This window comes from Paraburkholderia jirisanensis, from assembly GCF_054782355.1.
In genome coordinates, this window is record NZ_BAAGSQ010000026.1 from 838,162 (window position 1) to 859,602 (window position 21,441).

Annotated in this window: 16 protein-coding genes; 10 read left to right on the forward strand and 6 right to left on the reverse strand. The window is 63.2% G+C overall.

From position 1 onward, the window contains the following. The first annotated feature begins 103 nt into the window (after nt 1–103). Nucleotides 104–2,362, forward strand: coding sequence for a catalase/peroxidase HPI (gene katG / locus ACYVNQ_RS20095; RefSeq protein WP_460904318.1), 2,259 nt, complete (start codon nt 104–106; stop codon nt 2,360–2,362). Between the two features lie 106 nt (nt 2,363–2,468). On the opposite strand, the gene ACYVNQ_RS20100 is transcribed toward katG, so the two are convergent. Beyond that, the gene (locus ACYVNQ_RS20100) at nt 2,469–3,341 is read right to left on the reverse strand and encodes an alpha/beta fold hydrolase (RefSeq protein WP_460904320.1); all 873 of its coding nucleotides are present in this window, start codon (nt 3,339–3,341) and stop codon (nt 2,469–2,471) included. 347 nt (nt 3,342–3,688) lie between these two features. Between ACYVNQ_RS20100 and ACYVNQ_RS20105 the strand changes: the two genes are divergently transcribed. Next, on the forward strand, nt 3,689–4,126 hold the full coding sequence (locus tag ACYVNQ_RS20105; protein WP_460904321.1) for a tautomerase family protein: 438 nt from the start codon (nt 3,689–3,691) through the stop codon (nt 4,124–4,126). On the opposite strand, the gene ACYVNQ_RS20110 is transcribed toward ACYVNQ_RS20105, so the two are convergent. The 3 genes from ACYVNQ_RS20110 to ACYVNQ_RS20120 all read right to left on the reverse strand — a co-directional run bounded on the left by ACYVNQ_RS20110 (nt 4,105) and on the right by ACYVNQ_RS20120 (nt 8,663). After that, a complete protein-coding gene (locus tag ACYVNQ_RS20110; RefSeq protein ID WP_460904322.1) occupies nt 4,105–5,673 on the reverse strand; it encodes a methyltransferase regulatory domain-containing protein in 1,569 nt (522 codons plus the stop codon). The genes ACYVNQ_RS20105 and ACYVNQ_RS20110 overlap by 22 nt on opposite strands. 76 nt (nt 5,674–5,749) lie before the next feature. Further along, entirely contained in the window at nt 5,750–7,885 is a 2,136-nt protein-coding gene (locus ACYVNQ_RS20115) for a protein-disulfide reductase DsbD family protein (protein WP_460904323.1), read from the reverse strand. An 85-nt stretch (nt 7,886–7,970) separates the two neighbouring features. Beyond that, nucleotides 7,971–8,663 carry a DUF1223 domain-containing protein gene (locus ACYVNQ_RS20120; RefSeq protein WP_460904325.1) on the reverse strand — a complete coding sequence of 231 codons (693 nt, stop codon included), beginning with the start codon at nt 8,661–8,663 and terminating at the stop codon, nt 7,971–7,973. A gap of 303 nt (nt 8,664–8,966) precedes the next feature. Here ACYVNQ_RS20120 and ACYVNQ_RS20125 point away from each other — a divergent pair, with 303 nt between their 5' ends. Then, a complete protein-coding gene (locus tag ACYVNQ_RS20125; RefSeq protein WP_460904968.1) occupies nt 8,967–9,932 on the forward strand; it encodes a YVTN family beta-propeller repeat protein in 966 nt (321 codons plus the stop codon). A 69-nt stretch (nt 9,933–10,001) separates the two neighbouring features. Here ACYVNQ_RS20125 and ACYVNQ_RS20130 read toward each other — a convergent pair whose 3' ends face one another. Together ACYVNQ_RS20130 and ACYVNQ_RS20135 are read right to left on the reverse strand one after the other, a co-directional pair. Beyond that, on the reverse strand, nt 10,002–10,976 hold the full coding sequence (locus ACYVNQ_RS20130) for a response regulator (RefSeq protein ID WP_460904326.1): 975 nt from the start codon (nt 10,974–10,976) through the stop codon (nt 10,002–10,004). Beyond that, on the reverse strand, nt 10,969–14,418 hold the full coding sequence (locus ACYVNQ_RS20135; protein ID WP_460904327.1) for a hybrid sensor histidine kinase/response regulator: 3,450 nt from the start codon (nt 14,416–14,418) through the stop codon (nt 10,969–10,971). The genes ACYVNQ_RS20130 and ACYVNQ_RS20135 overlap by 8 nt, the downstream gene beginning before the upstream one ends. 225 nt (nt 14,419–14,643) lie before the next feature. Here ACYVNQ_RS20135 and urtA point away from each other — a divergent pair, with 225 nt between their 5' ends. The 7 genes from urtA to ACYVNQ_RS20170 all read left to right on the forward strand — a co-directional run bounded on the left by urtA (nt 14,644) and on the right by ACYVNQ_RS20170 (nt 21,385). Next, nucleotides 14,644–15,960 carry an urea ABC transporter substrate-binding protein gene (urtA, locus tag ACYVNQ_RS20140; RefSeq protein ID WP_460904328.1) on the forward strand — a complete coding sequence of 439 codons (1,317 nt, stop codon included), beginning with the start codon at nt 14,644–14,646 and terminating at the stop codon, nt 15,958–15,960. 76 nt (nt 15,961–16,036) lie between these two features. Further along, nucleotides 16,037–16,954, forward strand: a complete 918-nt coding sequence (gene urtB / locus ACYVNQ_RS20145) for an urea ABC transporter permease subunit UrtB (protein ID WP_460904329.1) — start codon at nt 16,037–16,039, stop codon at nt 16,952–16,954. Nucleotides 16,955–17,021: 67 nt separating this feature from the next. Beyond that, nucleotides 17,022–18,215, forward strand: coding sequence for an urea ABC transporter permease subunit UrtC (urtC, locus tag ACYVNQ_RS20150; protein WP_460904330.1), 1,194 nt, complete (start codon nt 17,022–17,024; stop codon nt 18,213–18,215). Then, nucleotides 18,205–18,948, forward strand: a complete 744-nt coding sequence (gene urtD / locus ACYVNQ_RS20155) for an urea ABC transporter ATP-binding protein UrtD (protein WP_460904331.1) — start codon at nt 18,205–18,207, stop codon at nt 18,946–18,948. The genes urtC and urtD overlap by 11 nt, the downstream gene beginning before the upstream one ends. A 10-nt stretch (nt 18,949–18,958) precedes the next feature. Further along, nucleotides 18,959–19,648 carry an urea ABC transporter ATP-binding subunit UrtE gene (urtE, locus tag ACYVNQ_RS20160; RefSeq protein WP_460904332.1) on the forward strand — a complete coding sequence of 230 codons (690 nt, stop codon included), beginning with the start codon at nt 18,959–18,961 and terminating at the stop codon, nt 19,646–19,648. A 107-nt stretch (nt 19,649–19,755) separates the two neighbouring features. Then, on the forward strand, nt 19,756–20,994 hold the full coding sequence (fmdA, locus tag ACYVNQ_RS20165) for a formamidase (protein WP_460904333.1): 1,239 nt from the start codon (nt 19,756–19,758) through the stop codon (nt 20,992–20,994). 52 nt (nt 20,995–21,046) lie between these two features. After that, entirely contained in the window at nt 21,047–21,385 is a 339-nt protein-coding gene (locus ACYVNQ_RS20170; protein ID WP_460904334.1) for an FmdB family zinc ribbon protein, read from the forward strand. Nucleotides 21,386–21,441: the final 56 nt, after the last annotated feature.

Below are 21,441 nucleotides of genomic sequence, written 5' to 3' on the forward strand. Positions count from 1 at the left end.
GGCTACCGTGTCTCCAGTCATGGAGGACGGGGTAACAGCAACGCAGGATAGCGCCGGACGTCGCGGAGAATACGTCAGGTACGTTCTCTCAAGGAGATAGCAGGTGTCAAACGAAGCAAAGTGCCCTTTTAGTCACGCCGGCGGCGGCACGACGAACCGTGACTGGTGGCCCAGGCAGTTGCGATTGGATTTGCTGAGCCAGCACTCCGAAAAGTCCAATCCGTTCGGTAACGGCTTTAGCTATGCCGAGGCTTTCAAGAGTCTTGACCTTGCTGCGGTGAAGGCGGATCTCGCCGCGCTGATGACCGATTCGCAGGATTGGTGGCCTGCAGATTTTGGCCACTACGGTCCACTATTCGTTCGCATGGCATGGCACAGCGCCGGAACGTACCGCACCGGCGACGGACGCGGCGGCGCCGGGCGTGGTCAGCAGCGCTTTGCGCCGCTAAATAGCTGGCCGGACAACGTTAGCCTCGACAAGGCGCGGCGCCTGCTCTGGCCGATCAAGCAGAAGTATGGCCAAAAGCTTTCATGGGCCGACCTGTTGATCCTCACCGGCAATGTCGCGCTCGAGACCATGGGCTTCAAGACTTTCGGCTTTGCCGGTGGCCGCGAGGATACGTGGGAGCCGGACCAGGATATCTACTGGGGCAACGAAAAGACCTGGCTGGGCGGCGATCTCCGCTATGGCAAGGGCGCGGCCGGCAATAACGACGACGCAGGCGTGATCGTTGCCGATGAAGAAAAGCATGGCGAGGAAGCCAGCCGCACCGGCAACACACGGAACCTGGAAAATCCGCTGGGTGCGGTGCAGATGGGCCTGATCTATGTGAACCCGGAGGGGCCGGATGGAAATCCTGATCCGCTCGCCGCAGCACACGATATCCGCGAGACCTTCGCGCGCATGGCCATGAACGACGAGGAAACGGTCGCGTTGATCGCCGGCGGTCACACGTTTGGCAAGACGCACGGCGCGGGTCCTGCCGATCACGTCGGTCCTGAGCCGCAAAGTGCAGGCCTTGAAGATCAGGGACTGGGTTGGAAAAATAGCTTCGGTTCCGGCAAGGGCGGCGACACGATCACCAGCGGTCTGGAAGTGACGTGGACCACGACACCAACCCAGTGGGGCAACGGTTTCTTCGAAAACCTGTTCAACCATGAATGGGAACTGACCAAAAGCCCAGCTGGCGCTCATCAGTGGGTCGCCAAACAAGCTGAAGCAACGATCCCGCACGCTCACGATGCTTCGAAGAAGCTGCTGCCGACGATGCTCACGACCGACCTCTCGCTGCGCTTTGACCCAGCGTACGAGAAGATCTCGCGGCGTTTCCTTGAAAATCCAGACCAGTTCGCCGATGCGTTCGCCCGCGCATGGTTCAAGTTGACCCACCGCGATATGGGGCCGCGTGCCCGCTACCTCGGTGCGGAGGTTCCGGTCGAAGAGCTGATCTGGCAAGACCCCGTTCCGGCAGTCGACCACGCGCTGGTCGATGAGCAGGACGTCGCCTCGCTCAAGCAGAAGATTCTGGCGTCAGGGCTTACGGTCTCGCAACTGGTGTCGACCGCATGGGCATCGGCATCCACGTTCCGCGGCTCGGATAAGCGCGGCGGCGCCAATGGTGCGCGCCTTCGTCTTGCGCCGCAAAAAGACTGGGCTGTTAACCAACCCGGGCAATTGATGAAGGTCTTACAGGTCCTCGAAGGCGTTCAGGGCGAATTCAACCGCGCGCAGTCGGGTAACAAGAAGGTCTCGCTTGCCGACCTGATCGTGCTGGCGGGGGGTGTCGGTATCGAGCAGGCGGCGAATCGCGCCGGCCATGCCGTGGCCGTGCCTTTCACACCGGGCCGTACGGACGCGACTCAAGAGCAGACCGACGTGCAGTCTTTCGACGCCCTCGAGCCAGTTTCAGACGGATTCCGAAACTATATGAAGGGCCATGCCGCCGTGCTGCCTGAGGCTCAATTGGTCGACAGGGCGCAATTGCTTACGCTGACTGCGCCCGAGATGACGGTGCTGGTCGGCGGATTGCGTGTCCTGAACGTTCGGTCTGGCGAGGATACTCACGGAGTCTTCACCGACCGCGCTGAAACGCTCAGCAACGACTTCTTTCGCAACCTGCTCGACATGCGCACGGAGTGGAAGCCTGTCTCATCGGCACAGGGCGTGTTCGAGGGCCGCGATCGCAAGACGGGCGAGTTGAAATGGACGGGTACCCGCGTCGATCTGGTCTTTGGGTCGCATGCTCAACTGCGCGCCTTGGGCGAAGTCTACGCAAGTGAGGATGGTGAGGAGAAATTCATCCGCGACTTTGTCGCGGCATGGGTCAAGGTAATGAACCTCGACCGCTTCGAGCTTGCCTGAATACGCGATCGGTACGCATGCGGGTTGTGATGCGGCGCCGTTGCAACGGCGCCGCTTCCCAGACTGGTACGGAATACGCGCAGACCAGAGGGCAAGGACAATAGATCTATGACCGCAGAAAGCTCAGTGCGTGGCCAACAAAAATTTCGGGGTATTGGAAAATCGCGCCGTGACCGGAGTCCGGATATAAAACGAGCTGGGCGTTCGTCATGGCCCTGAACATCGCGAGGGCGTTATCGGCGGGCAGCATCGTGTCGGCACTACCGCTGACGATAAGCGTGGCTTGCCGAATCGACCGAAGAACGGTGTGCTCAGGATCGGGCGTGGCGCACCATGTGATCAGTGCTTTTGCCTGTGGGCCGGTAACCGCGCCGCCACTCTCGATGTCGCGATCTTCGGTCCGAACTTTCGTCCGCTGCAAAAAGGCGAGGCCCGCCGATTTACTTTCCACCGACGGCGTAAAAAACAGGGGCAAGCGCGCGTCTGGTGCGTTGGCGTCGGCGAATGCAGCGTGAAGAACGGCCATCAGGTGTTCTTCTCCGCCGCGCGGAGAGGTCGCTGCCAGGATCAGTTTGCGGACAAGCTGGCCGTGCGTGCCGGCGATCTGTTGCGCAATGCAACCACCGAGCGAAAAGCCAAGTAGATCCACGCTGGTGAATCCCAGAGACGTAATAAAGGTGATGGCGTCTCGTGCCATCGTCTCGACATTGTCCGGTGTCTGACCGCTCGACCGACCGACCCCTGCATTGTCAAACACAATGACGGGACGATCGCTCGCGAGACCATTGACCACGGCCGGATCCCACGCATCGATGTTGCCGGAGAAGTGCTGCAATAGCACAAGAGGAATGCCATTTTCCGGGCCAAGCCTACGATAGGCGAATCGGATCCCGCCACCGTCCACATAAAGCGTCGGCGCTGTCTGAAGCGTTACCGTTTGGAGATCGGCCGCGATTGCCGCGTCTGTCACGCTCGTCATTTTCCCAATCCTCGCTTCTCAGTGGAAGGATGCCGTCGTTGTCCGTCTCAACGTTTCGGCGCCAGTGAGGCGAAGATAAGCGTTTGACTACTCTCCGGCCATGCCCTGCGCGCCGGAATGCATGATGACTTGTCCGGATTTTTCTTTAGAGCACCGCATGAAAACACACTACCCGTTCAGCACCACGTCGACGCGCGCGTCTGCGACCGCAAACGGCGCGGCCTGGCGACGCCGCTCGCGGGTCGGGGCAATGTGATGCGGGTGCGCGGGGAAGCACAGGTGGCGACGCAGAGTTAGACTGGCAGCTCGATTATCGTTTTAGTGGCGCGGTGATTCGGGAGAATGCGATGCCAACCTATATCGTATCGGCGGCGGCCGGCCGTCTGAGCAGTGAAACGAAGCAGCAGATCGCCAGCGGCATCACGCACTCGCATAGCGGCGCGACGGGTGCGCAGGGCTTTTTTGCGCAGGTCATTTTCAATGCGATTCCGCAGGGCGACCATTTTCTCGGCGGCAACCCGCTGAAATCCGATCAGATTTTCGTGTACGGGCACATTCGTGCCGGCCGAACCGCTGAACAGAAACGCCTGCTGCTCGAAGACATCGTTGAGGTCGTCGTCAAGGCAGCGCACACCGAGCGACGCTTTGTGTGGGCATACATTACCGAGTTGCCGCCCGCGCAGATGGTCGAGTACGGCAAGGTGCTGCCTGAGCCGGGCGGCGAGTCGCAATGGCTGGAGTCGATGCCGCAGGCCGATCGCGATTACCTGCTGGGGATCGGCTGAACGACGACGCCCAGCGTCCGCAGCACCGGCAAATAAACTTCGGCGAATTGCGTGGCCTTGTCTCGCAGCTGCGCGTCCGACAGGTTTGGCTGCAATGCGGTAGCGGCATCCTGCGGCGCAAGCGCATCGGCACCTGTGCGATTCAACGCAGCGCCTGCAAATTCCGCCCACTGCTGCGGCTGCGTCAGGCCGCGCCGCTGCGCCAGCAGGAACAACTGCGCGAGGCGCGGCACCGCTATGCCGGCCCCCGTCACCGGACTGACCAGAAACGGCAGCGCGCTGCTGTCGTACGCACGCTCGCAGAGCGTTCCATTTATGCGTGCAGCCGCGCTTTGCGCTTCGCGTATCGGCTCTTCGTGCTGCGCATTGAACACCTGGCCCGTGGCGATCAACAACTCGATCGCTTCGACGATCTGCTGCAATGTAAAACCGGGCGGCTGCAGGCGTTGTTCGATCTCACCCAGCGTAGTTGCACGGCCGCTTGCCAGCGCGCGCAGCAGCGGCCGATACAGCGCTTCCGGCAGCGTTATTTCGCCCAAGGCGCCACGCACCTGCATCGCGACCGAGGCTTCCGGTATCGCCAGTATCACGCGCTGCTCGCGCAGTGCGGCGAACCGCGCGTTGGTGTCGAGCATGCGTGGCTGCTTGATCCAGTAGTCGCGGCGTAGCGAGCGGTTCATGCACAGGTCACGCGTGGTTTCGCGCAGACGCACATCGTCGATGCCGGCAAGCAATGTGCGCTGTGCCGGCGTCAGATTGATGCTGTCGACGTGATCGCGGTAATCGGCAGAGCCTGCATACACGAGGCCCGCGGCCCCGAGTGCGGTGGCGACGTCGGAAAACGACGTCGGCTTCCAGTTCTCGCTGAAATACTCGTGCGCGATGTAGCGCGGGTCTTCATTCGATAGCGCCTGCACCCGCTCGCGCAGCGACGGATTCACCAGCGTATAGCCGGGTTGCGCTGCAATCACCTGTTGCGCGAAACCGATGGCCTCGCCGATGCGCGCCAACGGCGCGCCTGCAGTGCCTGTTGCATCGCCGGCGAGCAGATGGGCGTGCATCAGGTCACGCACCGGCAGCATGGTGGCCCAGCCGGGCAGCGTGTTATAGCTGACGTAAAGCACGCCGCCTGGTTTCAGCTTGCGGGAGATGAAGTCGGCCAGCGTGGCGCGGTCCTTGTCGGAGATCCAGCTCCATACGCCGTGCATCCCGATGAATTCGAAGTCCGGCAGGTCGCTGCGACGACAATACTCGCCAAAACGCTCCGACGACAGGTGAAGCTGCGTCTGTGCGCGCGTCGCGAGCTGTTGCGCAAATTCGAGGTGGTCCGGATTCGCATCGACGCCGTGCCACTGAACCGGCGCCCCTGCGGCGTGAAGATTCAGGCTCACGCCCTGACCGAAACCGAGTTCGCACGCGTGACGTATCGTCGGCGGCTCGAAGCCGCTGGCCAGCAGCGGCAGTGCAACACGCAGCGGGTTCAGTTCGTCGCAATAGCCGTATGTGTAGGGGACTTCGTCGGCCAGTTCGGAGCTCGGTTGGTTCATTCAGGTTCAGATGGTTCGGGTCGTTCGGGTAGATCAGCTAGATCAGGTAGATCAAGTGGTTCGGGTGGTACTTGCTTCAAGAGCCCGCTTTCTCCGCACGCTGCTGCCTTTGCTGCACGTCATCGAGCACATGCAGTAGCGTGGCGCTTTGCAACACTTCGGGCAGCAACTGCCCTTGCGGCTTGTGCGGCCCATACACGACATCGAGCGGAATGCCGAAGCGCCCGAAGCTTTGCACATAGCCGGCGATCGCGGGATTGTAGCGGCTCCAGTCGGCCCGCATGCGCACGATATCGCCGCGGGCGAGGCGCTTGCGCACAGTCGCGGTATCCAGCACGGCGAGTTCGTTGACCTTGCAGGTCAGGCACCAGCTCGCCGTCACGTCGACCAGCACGGTTTTTCCGCTTGCGACCGCGACGTCGATTGCATGTGGGTCGAACGCCTGCCATCCCGCTGCGTCATCGCGGTGCGGCTGCACGTCGGACAGCGGCACCACCGCAAGTCCGATCGCCGCTGCGCCCAGCAGGCCCGTTGCGATGCCTGACCAACGAGGCCAATGAGCCCAACGAGCCCAACGAGACCAACGGGTAACACCCGGCCGGTCTGCCGCGGCAACCAGCGCCCGCACGCCGAGCAACGCTATCAGTACGCCTGCTACCAACGATGTGACAGTTGCACCCGCAACCGTCCACAGCGACGCCAGCAACCACACCGAAGTGGCCAGCAGCAGCACGCCGGTCGCCTTGCGCAGATGGTTCATCCAATGGCCGGGACGCGGCAGCCGCGCAGCCAGCGACGGAACCAGCGCGAGCGTCAGGAACGGCAGCGCCATGCCGACGCCCAGCGCAGCCAGCACCGCAACGATCTCGAGTGGGCTGCGCGCCAGCGCAAAGCCCACTGCAGTACCGACGAACGGCGCCGAGCACGGCGTCGCGAGCAGCGTGGACAGCATGCCGCCGACGAACGCTTCGACCAGCGGCCCGCGCGATGGCGTGGCGTTGCCGAAGTCGGCAAACACGCGCGGCAACCCGATCTGCAACCAGTCGAAGAAGCTCGCCGCGAACAAGGTCGTGACAACGGCCATCCCTGCCAGAAACCATGGCTGCTGGAACTGGATACCCCAGCCGAGCGAGGCGCCGGCCAGCTTCAGCGCCGACAGCACCACGGCGAGCAACAGGAACGACGTGACGATGCCGCCGGCCGTTGCGAGCGCAACGTGTCGCGCAGCATTGCGTTCCGTGCCCGCAGCAGCCTTGACGAGCGAAAACACCTTGATCGACAGCACCGGCAGCACGCACGGCATGAAGTTCAGAATCAGGCCGCCGAGCAGCGCGAACGCAAGAACCAGCACGATGCCGTGCCCGGCGTCGGCGGCCGGTGTCGCATGCGGCCCGTCGAATTCCGCAGCACGCGTGCCGTCTGTCACGGTCAGGCGCAACGGCGCGGCCTCACCGGCTGCAGGCGGCAGATCGACTTCCAGCATGGCGCGCCGACCATGGTCTAGCAGCTGCACATGCGGCGCGTGCGGCAGACCGGCGCCCGCTCCTTCGACGAACAGATCCGGCGAGTTGAACGGCGTGCTCACGCTGCGCAGTTCTACGCGCAGTCGCTTGCCTGACGCGGTCTTTTCGATGCGGCTATGCGCCACTTCGATGCCAGCCGCAGCCGGCGCTTGCGGCACCGCACGCAGCGCCGCGGCAATAGCCGTTGCTTCAGGCGACGGCGCACCGCTGCCGGCCGGCAAGGTCAGCTTCAGTTCCGCGTGTTCGGGCACACACACGTTGGAGCAACTGGCGTAATCGAGCGTAAGCGCGAGTTGCGCCGGCTGGTGCGGGTCTTTCACACGCAGCTGGATGGGCAGCACGAAGTCGCCCGTATAGACGCTGTTCTGCAGGCCTTCGATCACGAGCCGGGACGGCGCCGGCCACGACACCGAAGCATCCGACACATTGGACGACGCGGACCAGTCGAACACCGGCGCAATGCCGGCATCGCCAGGCGTGCGCCAGTAGCCGTGCCATCGCTGCGGATAGTGGAATTCGACGCCCGCCTGCAGCGTATTGCCGGCGACGCTATCGGCGGCAGCGACAAGCCGTACCTGGGCACGCTGGTCGCCGGCCCACGCTGAAGCCGCCGCATGCGCGTTGAACGAAGACGCGAGCGCGACAGCTGCGAACGCGAAGAATGCTGCGATGCGAGCGAACCTGGGCATTGCCGGCTCCTTGCCGCTTGAGGCAAAAAACGAGGGGCTACACGGAACAAAAATTCAGCACCTTATGGCAGTCAAGCTGCAAAGCTCAAGGTTCGCTCGACACCCGCGCAGCGCCGACGATATGCCCGTCCGGCGCTTCGAGCAGCACCGCCTGCTGCTCGCCGGCCGGCACCGGTGCATTGAATGCCGCGGTCTTGCCCGACCACTGTCCGATAGGCTCGAACGAGCGCACGATGTTCGATTCCTTCAGCGTGCGGCCACTGTTTTCACCGCGGCCTACTGGCGTAACATGCTGCGCGTCGTAACCGACCAGCAACACGCGTGCGCTGCCCGTGCCATCGCCAACCGTGACATTGATGACATTGCCCTTGCGCGCAGCGGTGACCGCTGCAGCTGTCGCGCCGCTGTCCGCGGCCGCCTTGCGGATCGCGGCTTCCGCCGACTGCTGGTCCGAACCGACCACGCCGCTCTTACCGTCGACCACCAGTTCCGGCGTGTACGACCCGTCGCCGAAGCGCTGGCCATATGCGGCCTGTCGCTGCGTGGCGAGGTCCAGCGAATAAGGGTCTTTCCAGCCGAGGTTGTTCCAGTAAGTAACGTGAAAGGCGAGCGGCAGAACGTCGCTGCGCTGGCTCAACTCGGACAGGTACGCGTCGGCCGGCGGGCACGACGAGCAGCCTTCGGACGTGAACAGTTCCAGCACAACGGGGCGCGCCGGCGCCGCGACGACGGGCAGCGCAATCAGCAGGGTCAGCGAAGCAAGCAGGCGACGAATCATGATCGGACTCCATTAGTGGACGATGCATGAGTGAGTCGGCGCCGATGCGGAAAAATGACAGGCGTGCGCCGCGGTTTTTCCACACGGCGCGTGAGCCCCGACCGGCGGCGCTGTGCGGCACCGCAACCTTGCCGAAAGCCGCACGCGTTAATGTGTCGCGCGCACCAGAAGAAGACCGCCGCGCACAAGGCTTCATTGCGCAACCGGCATGGCGCGGCGGATTTTGTGCTGGCATAGTCCAGCGATTCACTACGTATCGAACTGAAATTGAAGACATTTGTAAGGCACTGCGCGGTTCTCGCGATTTCGGCGCTGGCGGGAGTCGCGCATGCGATGCCGCAAGCCAATGCGGACAAGGTCATCGTGCTCGACTCGGGCGAAGCACAGCTGACCACGATCGACGAACAGACCCACAAGGTGCTCGCCACCGAAGACACCGGCAAGGAGCCGCACCATCTGATGATCACGCCCGATCAGCAATCGCTGATCGTCGCGAACTCGGTGTCCAACAGCCTGACCTTCGTCGACCCTTCGAATGCAGCGGTGCAGCACACGCTGCAGAACATCGAAGACCCGTACCAGCTCGGTTTTTCGCCGGACCATAAATGGTTCGTGACGGCTGCGCTGCGGCTCGATCGCGTCGATATCTACCACTACGACGGGCACAACCTGACGCTTGCGCAGCGCATTCCGCTCGCGAAAACGCCTAGCCACATGACGTTTTCATCGGATGCGCGCACCGTCTACGTGACGTTGCAGGACTCGGGCGAACTGGCGGCAATCGATCTGGCGACCCAAAAGGTCGTATGGAAGATCAACGTGGGCCGCGACCCGGCCGGCCTGTGGATGACGCCGGGTGACCGCAGCCTGCTGGTCGGCATGACCGGCGAGGACGACGTGGTGGTAGTCGATCCGCATTCGCACCAGGTGGTGAAGCGTATTCATACCGGCCGCGGCGCACACAACTTCCGCAATCTGGACGATGGCCAGCATGTGGCCGTGACCAACCGCGTGGCGAACACGATCAGCATTCTCGACTACACGACGCTGCAGAACGTGGGCGAAATCAGCGGCCTGATGCCCGGCCCGGACGATATGGAGCTGTCGGCGGATCGCAAGCAACTGTGGGTCACGTTCCGTTTTTCGCGGCACGTCGGCGTGATCGATCTGCCGGCGCGCAAACTGGTCGATACGATCGCGGTGGGGCGCTCGCCGCACGGCATTTACTTTCGCAACCGCGCGCCGGTGTATGCGCCGAATCCGGACTGACCGACGCCGATTGACGGAAACAGACGGCAGTTGACGCAAGCGGCCGGGTCCGCTTTTCAGGCCCGCTTTTCAAGTCCGATTGCCGACCTTCGCTGCCAGCGCCGCCGCGGCCGAGCGCGTCTCCACATGCAGCTTGTGGAACAGATGTTCGAGGTGCTTGTTCACCGTGCGCGGCGCCATGCTCAGGATCTCGCCGATATCGCGGTTGGTCTTGCCGCGCGACAGCCACAGCAGCACCTCCGCTTCGCGCGTGGTCAATCCGAACTGCGCAGCGAGCGTGGCGGCGTGCGCGGTGTCGTCGAATTCCTCGAGAATCACCATCCATTCGCCACGCGCCGGGGTGCCGGATACGCGGGCGGTACGGCGCACGCCGTGGGTCGTACATTCGAAGCTGGCCTGCATGTCGCCGCCGCGCGCGAGCCAGGCGGTGAACCACTGCAGCAGCGGCGGCGGCAAATGAGCGGGCACTTGCGCGATGTCGTCGTGCTGCTCCGCGCTCGCGTAATGCCGTAGCCGCAGCGACGCCAGCGGGTTTTGCCAGCGGATCGTGCCATCGGCTGCCGCAATCAGCGCTGCACGCGCATCGAGACCGAGCACGGCATCGGCGTAACGCTGCGCTTTCGAGCGTTGCACATGTGCGGCAATTCGTGCGCACACCTCGTTGGGCTTTACCGGCTTGGTCACGTAATCGATGCCGCCGACGCGAAACCCTTGCACCACGTGTTCGGTCTGCGTCAGCGCAGTCATGAAGATGACCGGCAGATGCGCATGACGGCTGTCGAGCTTCAGGCGCCGGCAGGTTTCGAAGCCATCCATGCCGGGCATCATCGCATCCATCAGCACCACGTCGGGCGTCACGCGCGTGAGGCACTTCAGCGCGGCTTCGCCACTCAGTGCGACGAGCACCGCATAATCGGCGGCCTGCAGCGTGGTGGAAAGCAGCGCGAGATTGTCCGGCGTGTCGTCGACGATCAGCACGACGCTGCGCTGGCCGGCGAAGTCGGGCGCGATGTCTTCCGCGAGGTCAACGTAGTCTTCAGCCATCGGAGTCGCCAGAAAGTAACGCGAGCTGACGCGCAAACTCGGTCAGCTCGAAACGCTGCGCGAGCGCGCGCAGCGATGCCAGTTCGTGGGTCAGCTCAGCGGCTAGCTGCGGCCACTGCAGCGCGGCCTTGTCGAGCTGCTCGACAATCCCTTGTACGTAGCCCATTTCTAGCAGTGCACCGAGCGCATCGCGCAGTGCGCGCGGCAGCACGGAGCGCACCCGCGCGACGGTTGGTGGCGCGAGCGCCGGCATCGGCGCCGCGGCGCTTTCATGCGTGACGATCCATTCGATCTGCAGCAGTCGCGCGAGCTTTTCGAGCAGTAGTGCGACCTGCAGCGGCTTCACCAGATAATCGTCGCAGCCGATCGCGGTGGCGCGTTCGCGGTCGTCGGCGAATGCGTTGGCGGACAGCAGCATGATCGGCGCGCGGCTCAGCTGGCTGTCGCGAATCAGCCGGCTGGTTTCGTAGCCGTCCATCTCGGGCATCGAGATATCCATGATGATCGCGTCGGCGGCATGGATGCCGAGCCAGCGCAGCGCGTCGGGGCCACTGCCGGCTTCGGCTATCGTGAAGCCGAGCGGCGCGAGCACCTGCGCAACGATCGAGCGCTGATCGGGCAGATCGTCGACCACCAGCACCGTACGGCGCGCGCCGCGATAACCGCTGATGCCGCCGGTGGTGACGCGCGCGTCTTCCACCGCATGCACCTCCGGCGCGAACAGCTTGACCACGAAGCGCGTGCCGCGGCCGGGCTCGCTGTCTACTTCGAGGCTGCCGCCCAACGCCTGCGTGAGTAGCTGGCAGATCGTCAGCCCGAGGCCCGCGCCGCGATCGTAGTCGCGCGCTGCCTGGCCGCGCTCGAACGGCATGAACAGTCGCTCGATATCGGCAGCCGCGATGCCCGGGCCGGTGTCGATGATTTCGAAAGTCACGGTGTCCCACGCGTGGCTGACGCGCAGCGTCACCGAACCGGTCGACGTGAAGCGGATCGCGTTGCCGATCAGGTTGATCAGGATCTGGCGCATGCACTTCTCGTCGGAGCGCACGATGCGCGGCAGGCGCCCGATACTCTGCACGTCGAACGCCAGCGCTTTTTCGGCGGCTTGCGGGCGCAGCATCGCGGCGAGATGCGCGATGAAATCCGGCAGCAGCACGCGCGTCACGTTCAGCTGCAGTTTGCCGGCTTCGATGCGCGCGACGTCGAGCAGCCCGTCGACCAGCGCGAGCAGATGCTCACCGCTGCGCTGGATGGTCTGGATCGCGTGATGGCGCGCAGCCGGAATTTCGTCGCGCGCCTGCAGCAGCAAATGCGCGTAGCCGAGAATACTGTTCAGCGGCGTACGCAGTTCGTGGCTCAAGCCGGTCACGTAGCGGCTCTTTGCCTGATTCGCCGATTTTGCCGCTTCGGTGGCGCGCTTGAGCGCCGCATCGGTTTTCTGGTGCGCATCGATTTCGAACATCAGCAACTCGGCCTGGCGCTGCGATTCTTCCTGCGTGACGCGCCGGTTCTCGCGTTCGAGCACCAGCCACCACGCACCGATGCAGCCGATCAGCGACAGCGCGAAAAAGATCGTGACGTAGCTATGCGCGAGCTCGTTCCATGCGGGCGTATCGAGCGGCGCCAGCGTGCGGGCACTTTGCGACCACACCAGATAAAGCACGAGGCCGAGCAGCGCGAGCATCGCCGCGACGAGGCTCAGATAGCGTGCCAGTCGTAACGTGGCCGGACCGGGTGTGGCGCCCGGGAAAAACCGCTGTACGACGTCGCTAAGCTGCGAGCCGAAGCGCGCGTGCGGCTTGCAGCGATCGTTGCAGCGCGAGTCGAGCGAGCAGCACAGCGAGCAGATGGTGCCGCCGTAGGCGGGGCAATGCGCGGTATCGTCGGGTTCGAAGTCGTTCTCGCAGATCACGCAGCGGCGCGTCTCGTTGCCGTCGGGCGCTTGCGCTTCGCGCGCCAGATAGAAGCGGCCGCGCGTCGCAATCGCGATGGCCGGCGCGCAAACGAACGCAACGCCGAACGCGATATACGACGACATCGCCTGCGCCAGCACGCCGAGCATACCGAGATGCGCGCACGCGGCCACCACCGCGGCGATCAGCATCGAACCGACGCCGACCGGATTCACGTCGTACAGGTGCGCGCGCTTGAACTCGATGTGGCGCGGGCTATAACCGAGCGGCTTGTTGACGACGAGGTCCGCAAACAGCGCGCCGATCCACGCAATCGCAATGTTCGCGTACAGCGACAGCACCTTGCCGATCGCCTCGAACACGCCCATTTCGACCAGCAGCAGCGCGATCAGCACATTGAACACCAGCCAGACGATGCGCCCAGGATGGCTGTGCGTGAGGCGTGCGAAAAAATTCGACCACGCGAGCGACCCGGCGTACGCGTTGGTCACGTTGATCTTCAGCTGCGACACGATCACGAACAGCGTCATCGCCGGCAGCGCCCATGCGGCGAGCCCAAGCGGGTCGAGCAGATGGTGATAGGCGATCAGATACATCTGCGTGGGCTGTGCCGCGTGCCCGACGTCGATTTCGTACTGGATCGCGACAAACGCGAGAAACGCGCCGCCGAGCATTTTCAGTGCGCCCGGCACGATCCAGCCAGGGCCGGCCGTCAGCAGCGCGATCCACCAGCGCCGCCGGTTATGGGCTTCGAGCGGCGGCAAGAAGCGCAGATAGTCGACCTGCTCGCCGACCTGCACGATCAGCGCGAACACAACGGTGCATGCCTGCCCAAAAGCGATCACGCTGAATTCGCGGCCGCCCGGCGCGAGGCCGGCGAAGGTGGTCCACTCGACGAGCAGGCCGGGGCTATGCCACAGCACCGCCGCGTACGGCAGCACGAACAGCACCAGCCACAGCGGCTGGGTCCAGCTCTGCAGGCGGTTGATCAGCGTAATGCCGAACATCACCACTGGAATCACCGCCAGCGAACTGATCACATACGCAATGTCGATCGATATGTGGAAGTACAGCTGCAGCGCGAGCGACATGATCGCCGCCTCGAGCGCGAAAAAGATGAACGTGAAACTCGCGTACAGCAGCGACGTCAGCGTCGAGCCGATATAGCCGAAGCCCGCGCCGCGCGTCAGCAGGTCCATATCGACGCCGTAACGCGCCGCGTAATAGCTGATCGGCAGGCTGGTCAGGAAGATCAGCAGCGAGACCGCGGCGATCGCGCAGATCGCATTGGTGAAGCCGTAGTTGACTTCCAGCGCGCCGCCGATCGCCTCCAGCGCGAGAAACGACACCGCACCGATCGCGGTGTTGGCGACGCGAAACTCCGACCAGCGCCTGAACGAGCGCGGCGTGAAACGCAGCGCGTAATCCTCGAGGGTTTCGTCGCCGACCCACGCGTTGTAATCGCGCCGGATCTTGACGATGCGCTGTGTCGTGGCAGGCGGCGCTGCGGTCTGGTGCATCTGGGCCATATTCGATGCCAGTTTAGTGCGCGACAACACAGCCAATGCGCGGGTCGAGGCGCAGGTCAATGCGCAGGTCGATGCATCGAGCAAGTTACGTTCCATTTTTTTCGGCGGATATACGTCAATCGACGTATATCGAAACCGAATTTGGCTTCCTACATTGCGGCCACGCAGCGCCGAACCTGAGCGGCGCTTCCCTCCCGCGACGCGGATCAGACAAGGAGAACAACGATGGCCGTAGACGATCGATTCGAAGACCCCGCCGCAGCCGCAGGCGAACTTGCAAGCGAGACCGCAAGCCCGCAGCAAGCACCTTCGCCGCTGCGCCGGCGTGTGTTGAGCGGCCTGGCTGCCGCGCCGCTGATGGCGTTCGGCCTGCCGCGCGTGTCGTTTGCGCAAGGCGCGCCGACCGCGAAGGTGAACACCACGGGCCTCGCCGTCACCGATACGACCGTGACCGTCGGCCAGCTGCATTCGGCTACCGGCACGATGGCGATTTCCGAAACCGGTTCGCTGCAGGCCGAGCGTCTCGCGATCGAGCAGATCAACGCGATGGGCGGCGTGCTGGGCCGCAAGATCCAGATCATTCAGGAAGACGGCGCATCCGACTGGCCGACCTTCGCCGAAAAGTCGAAGAAGCTGCTGGAAAACGATCACGTCGCCGCGGTGTTCGGCTGCTGGACCTCTGCTTCGCGCAAGGCGGTGCTGCCGGTGTTCGAAAAGGATAACGGCCTGTTGTATTACCCGACCTTCTACGAAGGGCTCGAACAGTCGAAGAACGTGTTCTACACGGGCCAGGAAGCGACCCAGCAGATTCTGTGGGCACTCGACTGGGCGTCGAACACGAAGAAGGCGAAGACCTTCTTCCTGGTCGGCTCCGATTACATCTGGCCGCGCACCTCGAACAAGATCGCGCGCCGCCATATCGAGCAGCATCTGCACGCGAAGGTGGTGGGCGAAGAGTACTACCCGCTCGGCACGACCGAATTCAACTCGCTGACCAACAAGATCAAGCTGGCGCGCCCGGACTGCATCTTCGCCACTGTGGTGGGCGGCTCGAATGTCGCGTTCTACAAACAGCTGAAGGCGGCCGGCATCACGCCGCAGAAGCAGTTCCTGCTGACGCTGTCGGTGACCGAAGACGAAGTGCTCGGCATCGGCGGTGAGAATTTTGCGGGCTTCTTCTCGTCGATGAAGTACTTCGAATCGCTGACCAACGACAACAACAAGAAATTCGTGGCGGCGTTCAAGGCGAAGTACGGCCAGAAGGCGGTGATCGGCGACGTCACCCAGGCTGCCTATCTCGGGCCGTGGATCTGGAAGGCCGCGTGCGAGCGCGCGGGCAGCTTCGACGTCGACAAGGTGGTGGCCGCGTCGGCCAACATCGAACTGAACAACGCGCCGCAGGGCTACGCGAAGGTCGATGCGAACCATCACCTGTGGAGCCGTTCGCTGATCGGCGAAGGGCAGGCCGACGGCCAGTTCAAGGTGGTCGCGCAATCGGATGCTCCGATCAAGCCGGATCCGTTCCCGAAGGGCTACATGTAAGCCCGCTGGGGCCTCAAGCCGCGTGCGAGAGCCGTGCAACGGCGGGCAACGACCCGCCGAACCTGGGAGAACTTCGATGTCGGCAACCGATATTTTCAACATTACGCTGATGCAAGGGTTTGCCGGCCTGAGCCTGTTCAGCGTGCTGCTGCTGATGGGGCTCGGGCTCGCCGTGATCTTCGGCCAGATGGGCGTGATCAATATGGCGCACGGCGAATTCATGACGATCGGCGCGTACACGGTGTACCTGTTTTCGCTGTTCGTGCAGAACGTGTGGCATGCATTCGCGCCGGTGTATTTTTTCTTCGCGATTATCGCGGCGTTCTTCATTGCGTTCGCAGCGGGCTGGCTTGCCGAATGGGCGTTGATCCGGCATCTGTACCGGCGCCCGCTCGATACGCTGCTGGCCACGTGGGGCCTGAGCCTCGGGATGCAGCAGGTGTTCCGCTCGACCTTCGGCCCTAAGGAGGTGAGCCCCGCGCTGCCCGACTGGCTGATGGGTTCGTGGGAGCCGGCCCAGGGCCTCGATATCCCCGTTAGCGGGATGTTCGTGATGGGCCTCGCACTGTTGATGACCGGCGGTTTGCTGCTCGCGCTGTATCGCTCGCGCTGGGGTTTGCGGGTGCGGGCCACGGTGGTGAACCGGCCGATGGCCAACGCCGCCGGCATCAATACGAAGCTGACCGACCGCGTGACCTTCGCAATCGGCTGCGGTGTGGCCGGTGTCGCAGGCGCCGCGTTCACCGCAATCGGCTCGACCGGGCCGACCAGCGGCTCGCTCTATATCGTCGATTCGTTTCTGGTGGTGACCTTCGGCGGCGCTGCGAGTCTGCTCGGCACGGTCGCGTCGGCGTTCGGCATTGCGCAGACGCAATCGATCAGCGAGTTCTTCCTGTCGGGTTCCACCGCACGCGTACTGACATTGTTGACAGTCGTGATCATCTTGATGCTGCGCCCGCAAGGACTTTTCGCTTCGAAAGTGCGGCGCGTATGAAACACGTGATGCGCCGGCTGGCGGCGCCCCTTGAATGTGCTCGATCAACCGGTTCGGAGAGCTGGACATGGAACCCCTGAATCCCACGGCGACCCCGGCGGCAACCCGTGCGAATGCACCGGCGGCACCTGCAGCGGGCGGCTGGCGCGCACTGGTCGCGCGCATCGAGGCATCCGGCTACGGCAGCATCGTGCTGCTCGCGCTGGTGATCCTCGTTGTCTTTCCGCTTGCGCTCGACGCGTTCCGCCTGAACCTGATGGGCAAATACCTGACTTATGCGTTCGTCGCGATCGGCCTCGTGATTGCATGGGGCTATGGCGGTGTGCTGAGCCTTGGTCAGGGCGTGTTCTTTGGCCTCGGCGGCTACGGAATGGCGATGTTTCTGAAGCTCGAAGCATCCGATCCGATCGCGACCAAAACGCAGACCACGCCGGGCATTCCCGACTTTATGGACTGGAACCAGATCACGTCGCTGCCGTTCTGGTGGAAGCCGTTTCATTCGCTGCCATTCGCGATCCTGGCGGCGCTGGTCGTGCCGACCGTGGTCGCGTTGATCGTCAGTTACCCGATGTTCAAGCGGCGCGTAGGCGGCGTGTACTTCGCGATCATCACGCAGGCGGTCGCGTTGATCCTGTCGGTGCTGATCATCGGCCAGCAAGGTCTGACCGGCGGCGTGAACGGCATGACCGACCTGCGCACGCTGCTCGGCTGGGACATCCGCAGCAACGAGGCGAAGCTGATTCTGTATTTCGTCAATGCGGTGCTGCTGCTGGTGGCGCTGCTCGGCTGCCGCTGGATCCAGCGCAGCAAACTCGGCACGCTGCTGCTCGCGATGCGCGACAAGGAAGACCGGGTGCGCTTTTCCGGCTATGACGTGTCGATGTTCAAGGTGTTTGCGTTCTGCGTCGCGGCGCTGCTTGCGGCAATCGGCGGCGCGATGTTCACGTTGCAGGTGGGCTTCATGTCGCCGTCGTTTGTCGGCATCGTGCCGTCGATCGAGATGGTGATCTATGCAGCCGTAGGCGGGCGCATGTCGCTGGTCGGCGCGGTGTACGGCGCGGTGCTGGTGAATCTCGGCAAGACGTGGTTCTCCGAAAGCTTTCCGAACCTGTGGCTGTACCTGATGGCCGCGATGTTTATCGGCGTCGTGATGGCGTTCCCGAATGGCCTCGCCGGACTCTACGAACAGCACGTGCGCGCGCGTGTACAGCGGGTGCTGCGCGGCGCCGCCTATAACGGAGGAGCGGGCGATGAGCAATAGCGATTTCTTGCTGGCGATCGAAGACCTGACCGTGTCGTTCGACGGCTTCAAGGCGATCGATTCGCTGAACCTGTATCTGGAACGAGGCGAACTGCGCGTGGTGATCGGCCCGAACGGCGCAGGCAAGACGACGCTGCTCGACCTGATCTGCGGAAAAACGCGCGAGACGGCCGGTAGCATCAAGTTTCGTAACGAGGAGATCACGAAGCTCGCGGAATTTCGCCGCGTGCGCAAAGGCATCGGCCGCAAGTTCCAGACGCCGTCGATCTACGAAAACCTGAGCGTCGCGCAGAACCTCGAGGTGTCGTTTCCGCGCGGACGCAGCGTGTTTGGCGCACTGGCGTACCGGCAGGACTCGGAAGTGGCGAACCGCGTGCAGACGGTCGCCGATGAAATCGGCCTTGCCGCGTCGCTCGATCTCGAAGCGGGGCTGTTGTCGCACGGGCAGAAGCAATGGCTCGAAATCGGCATGCTGCTGATGCAGGAGCCGGAACTGCTGATGCTCGACGAACCGATTGCCGGCATGAGTGTGCGCGAACGCGAGGTGACCGCGGAACTGCTCGACCGTATCTGCCAGAACCGCTCGATGATCGTGATCGAGCACGACATGGCCTTCGTCGAACGCATCGCGCACAAGGTGACCGTGATGCATCAAGGCAAGATTCTCGCGGAAGGGCCGATGGCGCAAGTCCAGGCCGACCCACGCGTGATCGACGTTTATCTCGGCCATTGAGGAGGCGCACATGCTGGAAGTCGACGATCTGGTAGTGAGCTATGGCCAAAGCGAAGTGCTGCACGGCATTGGCTTCAAGGTGGCGAGCAAGGAAACAGTGGCCGTAATGGGCCGCAACGGCATGGGCAAGACCACGCTGTTCAAGACGCTGATCGGCATTTTGCCGTCGCGGCGCGGGGCGGTAAGAGTGGGCGGTGTGGACGTCACCGGCGAAGAAAGCTATCGCCGCGTCGCGCAAGGCATCGGCTACGTGCCTCAGGGCCGGCAGATTTTCTCGACGCTGACCGTCGAGGAAAACATCCAGACCGGGCTGGAGAACGCGCAAAGCAAGCAGGTGCCCGACGAAATCTATGCGCTGTTTCCGGTGCTGTTCGATATGCGCAAGCGCAAGGGCGGCAACCTGTCCGGCGGGCAGCAGCAACAACTGGCGATTGCGCGTGCGCTGGTGACCAATCCGAAAGTGCTGCTGCTCGACGAGCCGACTGAAGGCATTCAACCTTCGGTGATCAAGGACATCGCGAAGGCACTCAACGAAATCCGCAAGACACGTGAGATCGCGATTCTGGTTTCGGAGCAGGTGCTCAGTTTTGCGCTCGACGTGGCCGACCGGCTGTTCGTTATCGAAGGCGGGCGTTTTGTGCATCAGAGCACGCGCGATGCAGGCGACAGCGCGCGGATTCGCGAATACCTGTCGGTGTGAAGAGCTGCAATGAAGAGCGGCAATGAGCGGCCTGCAAGCCGGGCCGTGGCGTGCGGCGGCATGAGTCGCCGCGCATGTTCGAGTGAGTGAAACGAGGAGCGAGTGAGATGCCCGATACCCTGATCAAAGTCGACCTGAAACAGTCGGCTTACGAAAACGAAAACGTCCACAACCGCTGGCACCCGGACATTCCGATGGCATGCTGGGTCAACCCGGGCGACGATTTCATTCTGGAGACCTACGACTGGACCGGCGGCTTCATCAAGAATGACAACAGCGCCGACGACGTGCGCGACATCGATCTGTCGATCGTCCACTTCCTGTCCGGGCCGGTCGGCGTAAAAGGCGCGGAGCCGGGCGACCTGCTGGTGGTCGATCTGCTCGACGTCGGTGCGCGGCCGGATTCGCAATGGGGCTTCAACGGCTTCTTCTCGAAGACGAATGGCGGCGGTTTTCTGACCGACCATTTTCCGCATGCGCAAAAATCGATCTGGGATTTCCACGGTCTTTATACGAGTTCGCGGCACGTGCCAGGCGTGAACTACGCGGGGCTGATTCATCCGGGGCTGATCGGTTGCCTGCCGGACGCAAAGATGCTTGAAACATGGAACGAACGTGAAGCGGCGCTGATCGCCACGGAGCCGGACTGCGTGCCGCCGCTCGCCAACCCGCCGTTCGCGGCTACCGCGCATATGGGCAAGCTGAGCGGCGACGCCAGGGCGCAAGCGGCTGCGCATGGCGCGCGCACGGTGCCGCCGCGCGAGCATGGCGGCAATTGCGACATCAAGGACCTGTCGCGCGGCTCGAAGGTGTACTTCCCGGTGTACGTGGATGGCGCGGGGCTGTCGGTCGGCGACCTGCATTTCAGCCAGGGCGACGGCGAAATTACCTTCTGCGGTGCGATCGAAATGGCCGGCTGGGTGCATATGCGGGTCAATCTGATCAAGGGCGGCGTCGAGAAATACGGCATCCGCAATCCGGTGTTCAAGCCGAGCCCGATCACGCCGAACTACAACGACTACCTGATTTTCGAGGGTATTTCGGTCGACGAGAGCGGCAAGCAGCATTACCTAGATGTGCATATCGCGTATCGGCAGGCCTGTCTGAACGCGATCGAGTACCTGAAGAAGTTCGGCTATTCGGGCGCGCAGGCGTATGCGTTGCTGGGTACGGCGCCGGTGCAGGGGCATATCAGCGGCGTGGTCGATATTCCGAATGCGTGCGCGACATTGTGGCTGCCTACGCAGATCTTCGATTTCGATATTCGCCCGAATGCCGATGGTCCGATCAAACACGTGAACGGCGGAGTGGACTTGCCGATCTCGTATGACCTCGCGCTGTCCTGATCGCTAGCCAACGACAAGACACCACGACGCCCGACAACGCAAGGAGCCACTCATGCCGGTTTACGACTTCGAATGCACGGCCTGCGGGCCATTCGCCGTGATGCGCAGCGTTGCCGCACGCGATCTTCCGCTGCACTGCCCGGACTGCGGCGCAAGTGTGTCGCGGATGATCAGTGCGCCGGCGCTTGCGTTGATGGCGGGCACGCAGCGTATCGCTCATGCGACCAACGAACGGGCCGCGCATGAGCCGCGCCAGACCAGCGGCCATCCATCGGGTTGCGGCTGCTGCAGCACGTCGCGCATTGCATTGGCCGGTGCGAGCGGCGGCACGCAGCCCAATGGGCTGAAGAACCCGTCGAGTGGCCGGCGCCCATGGATGATCAGCCATTGAGGTCGACACCGTCCGCGGTGCAGCGCGGACGGCGATCGATCAGCCTGAAACGAAAC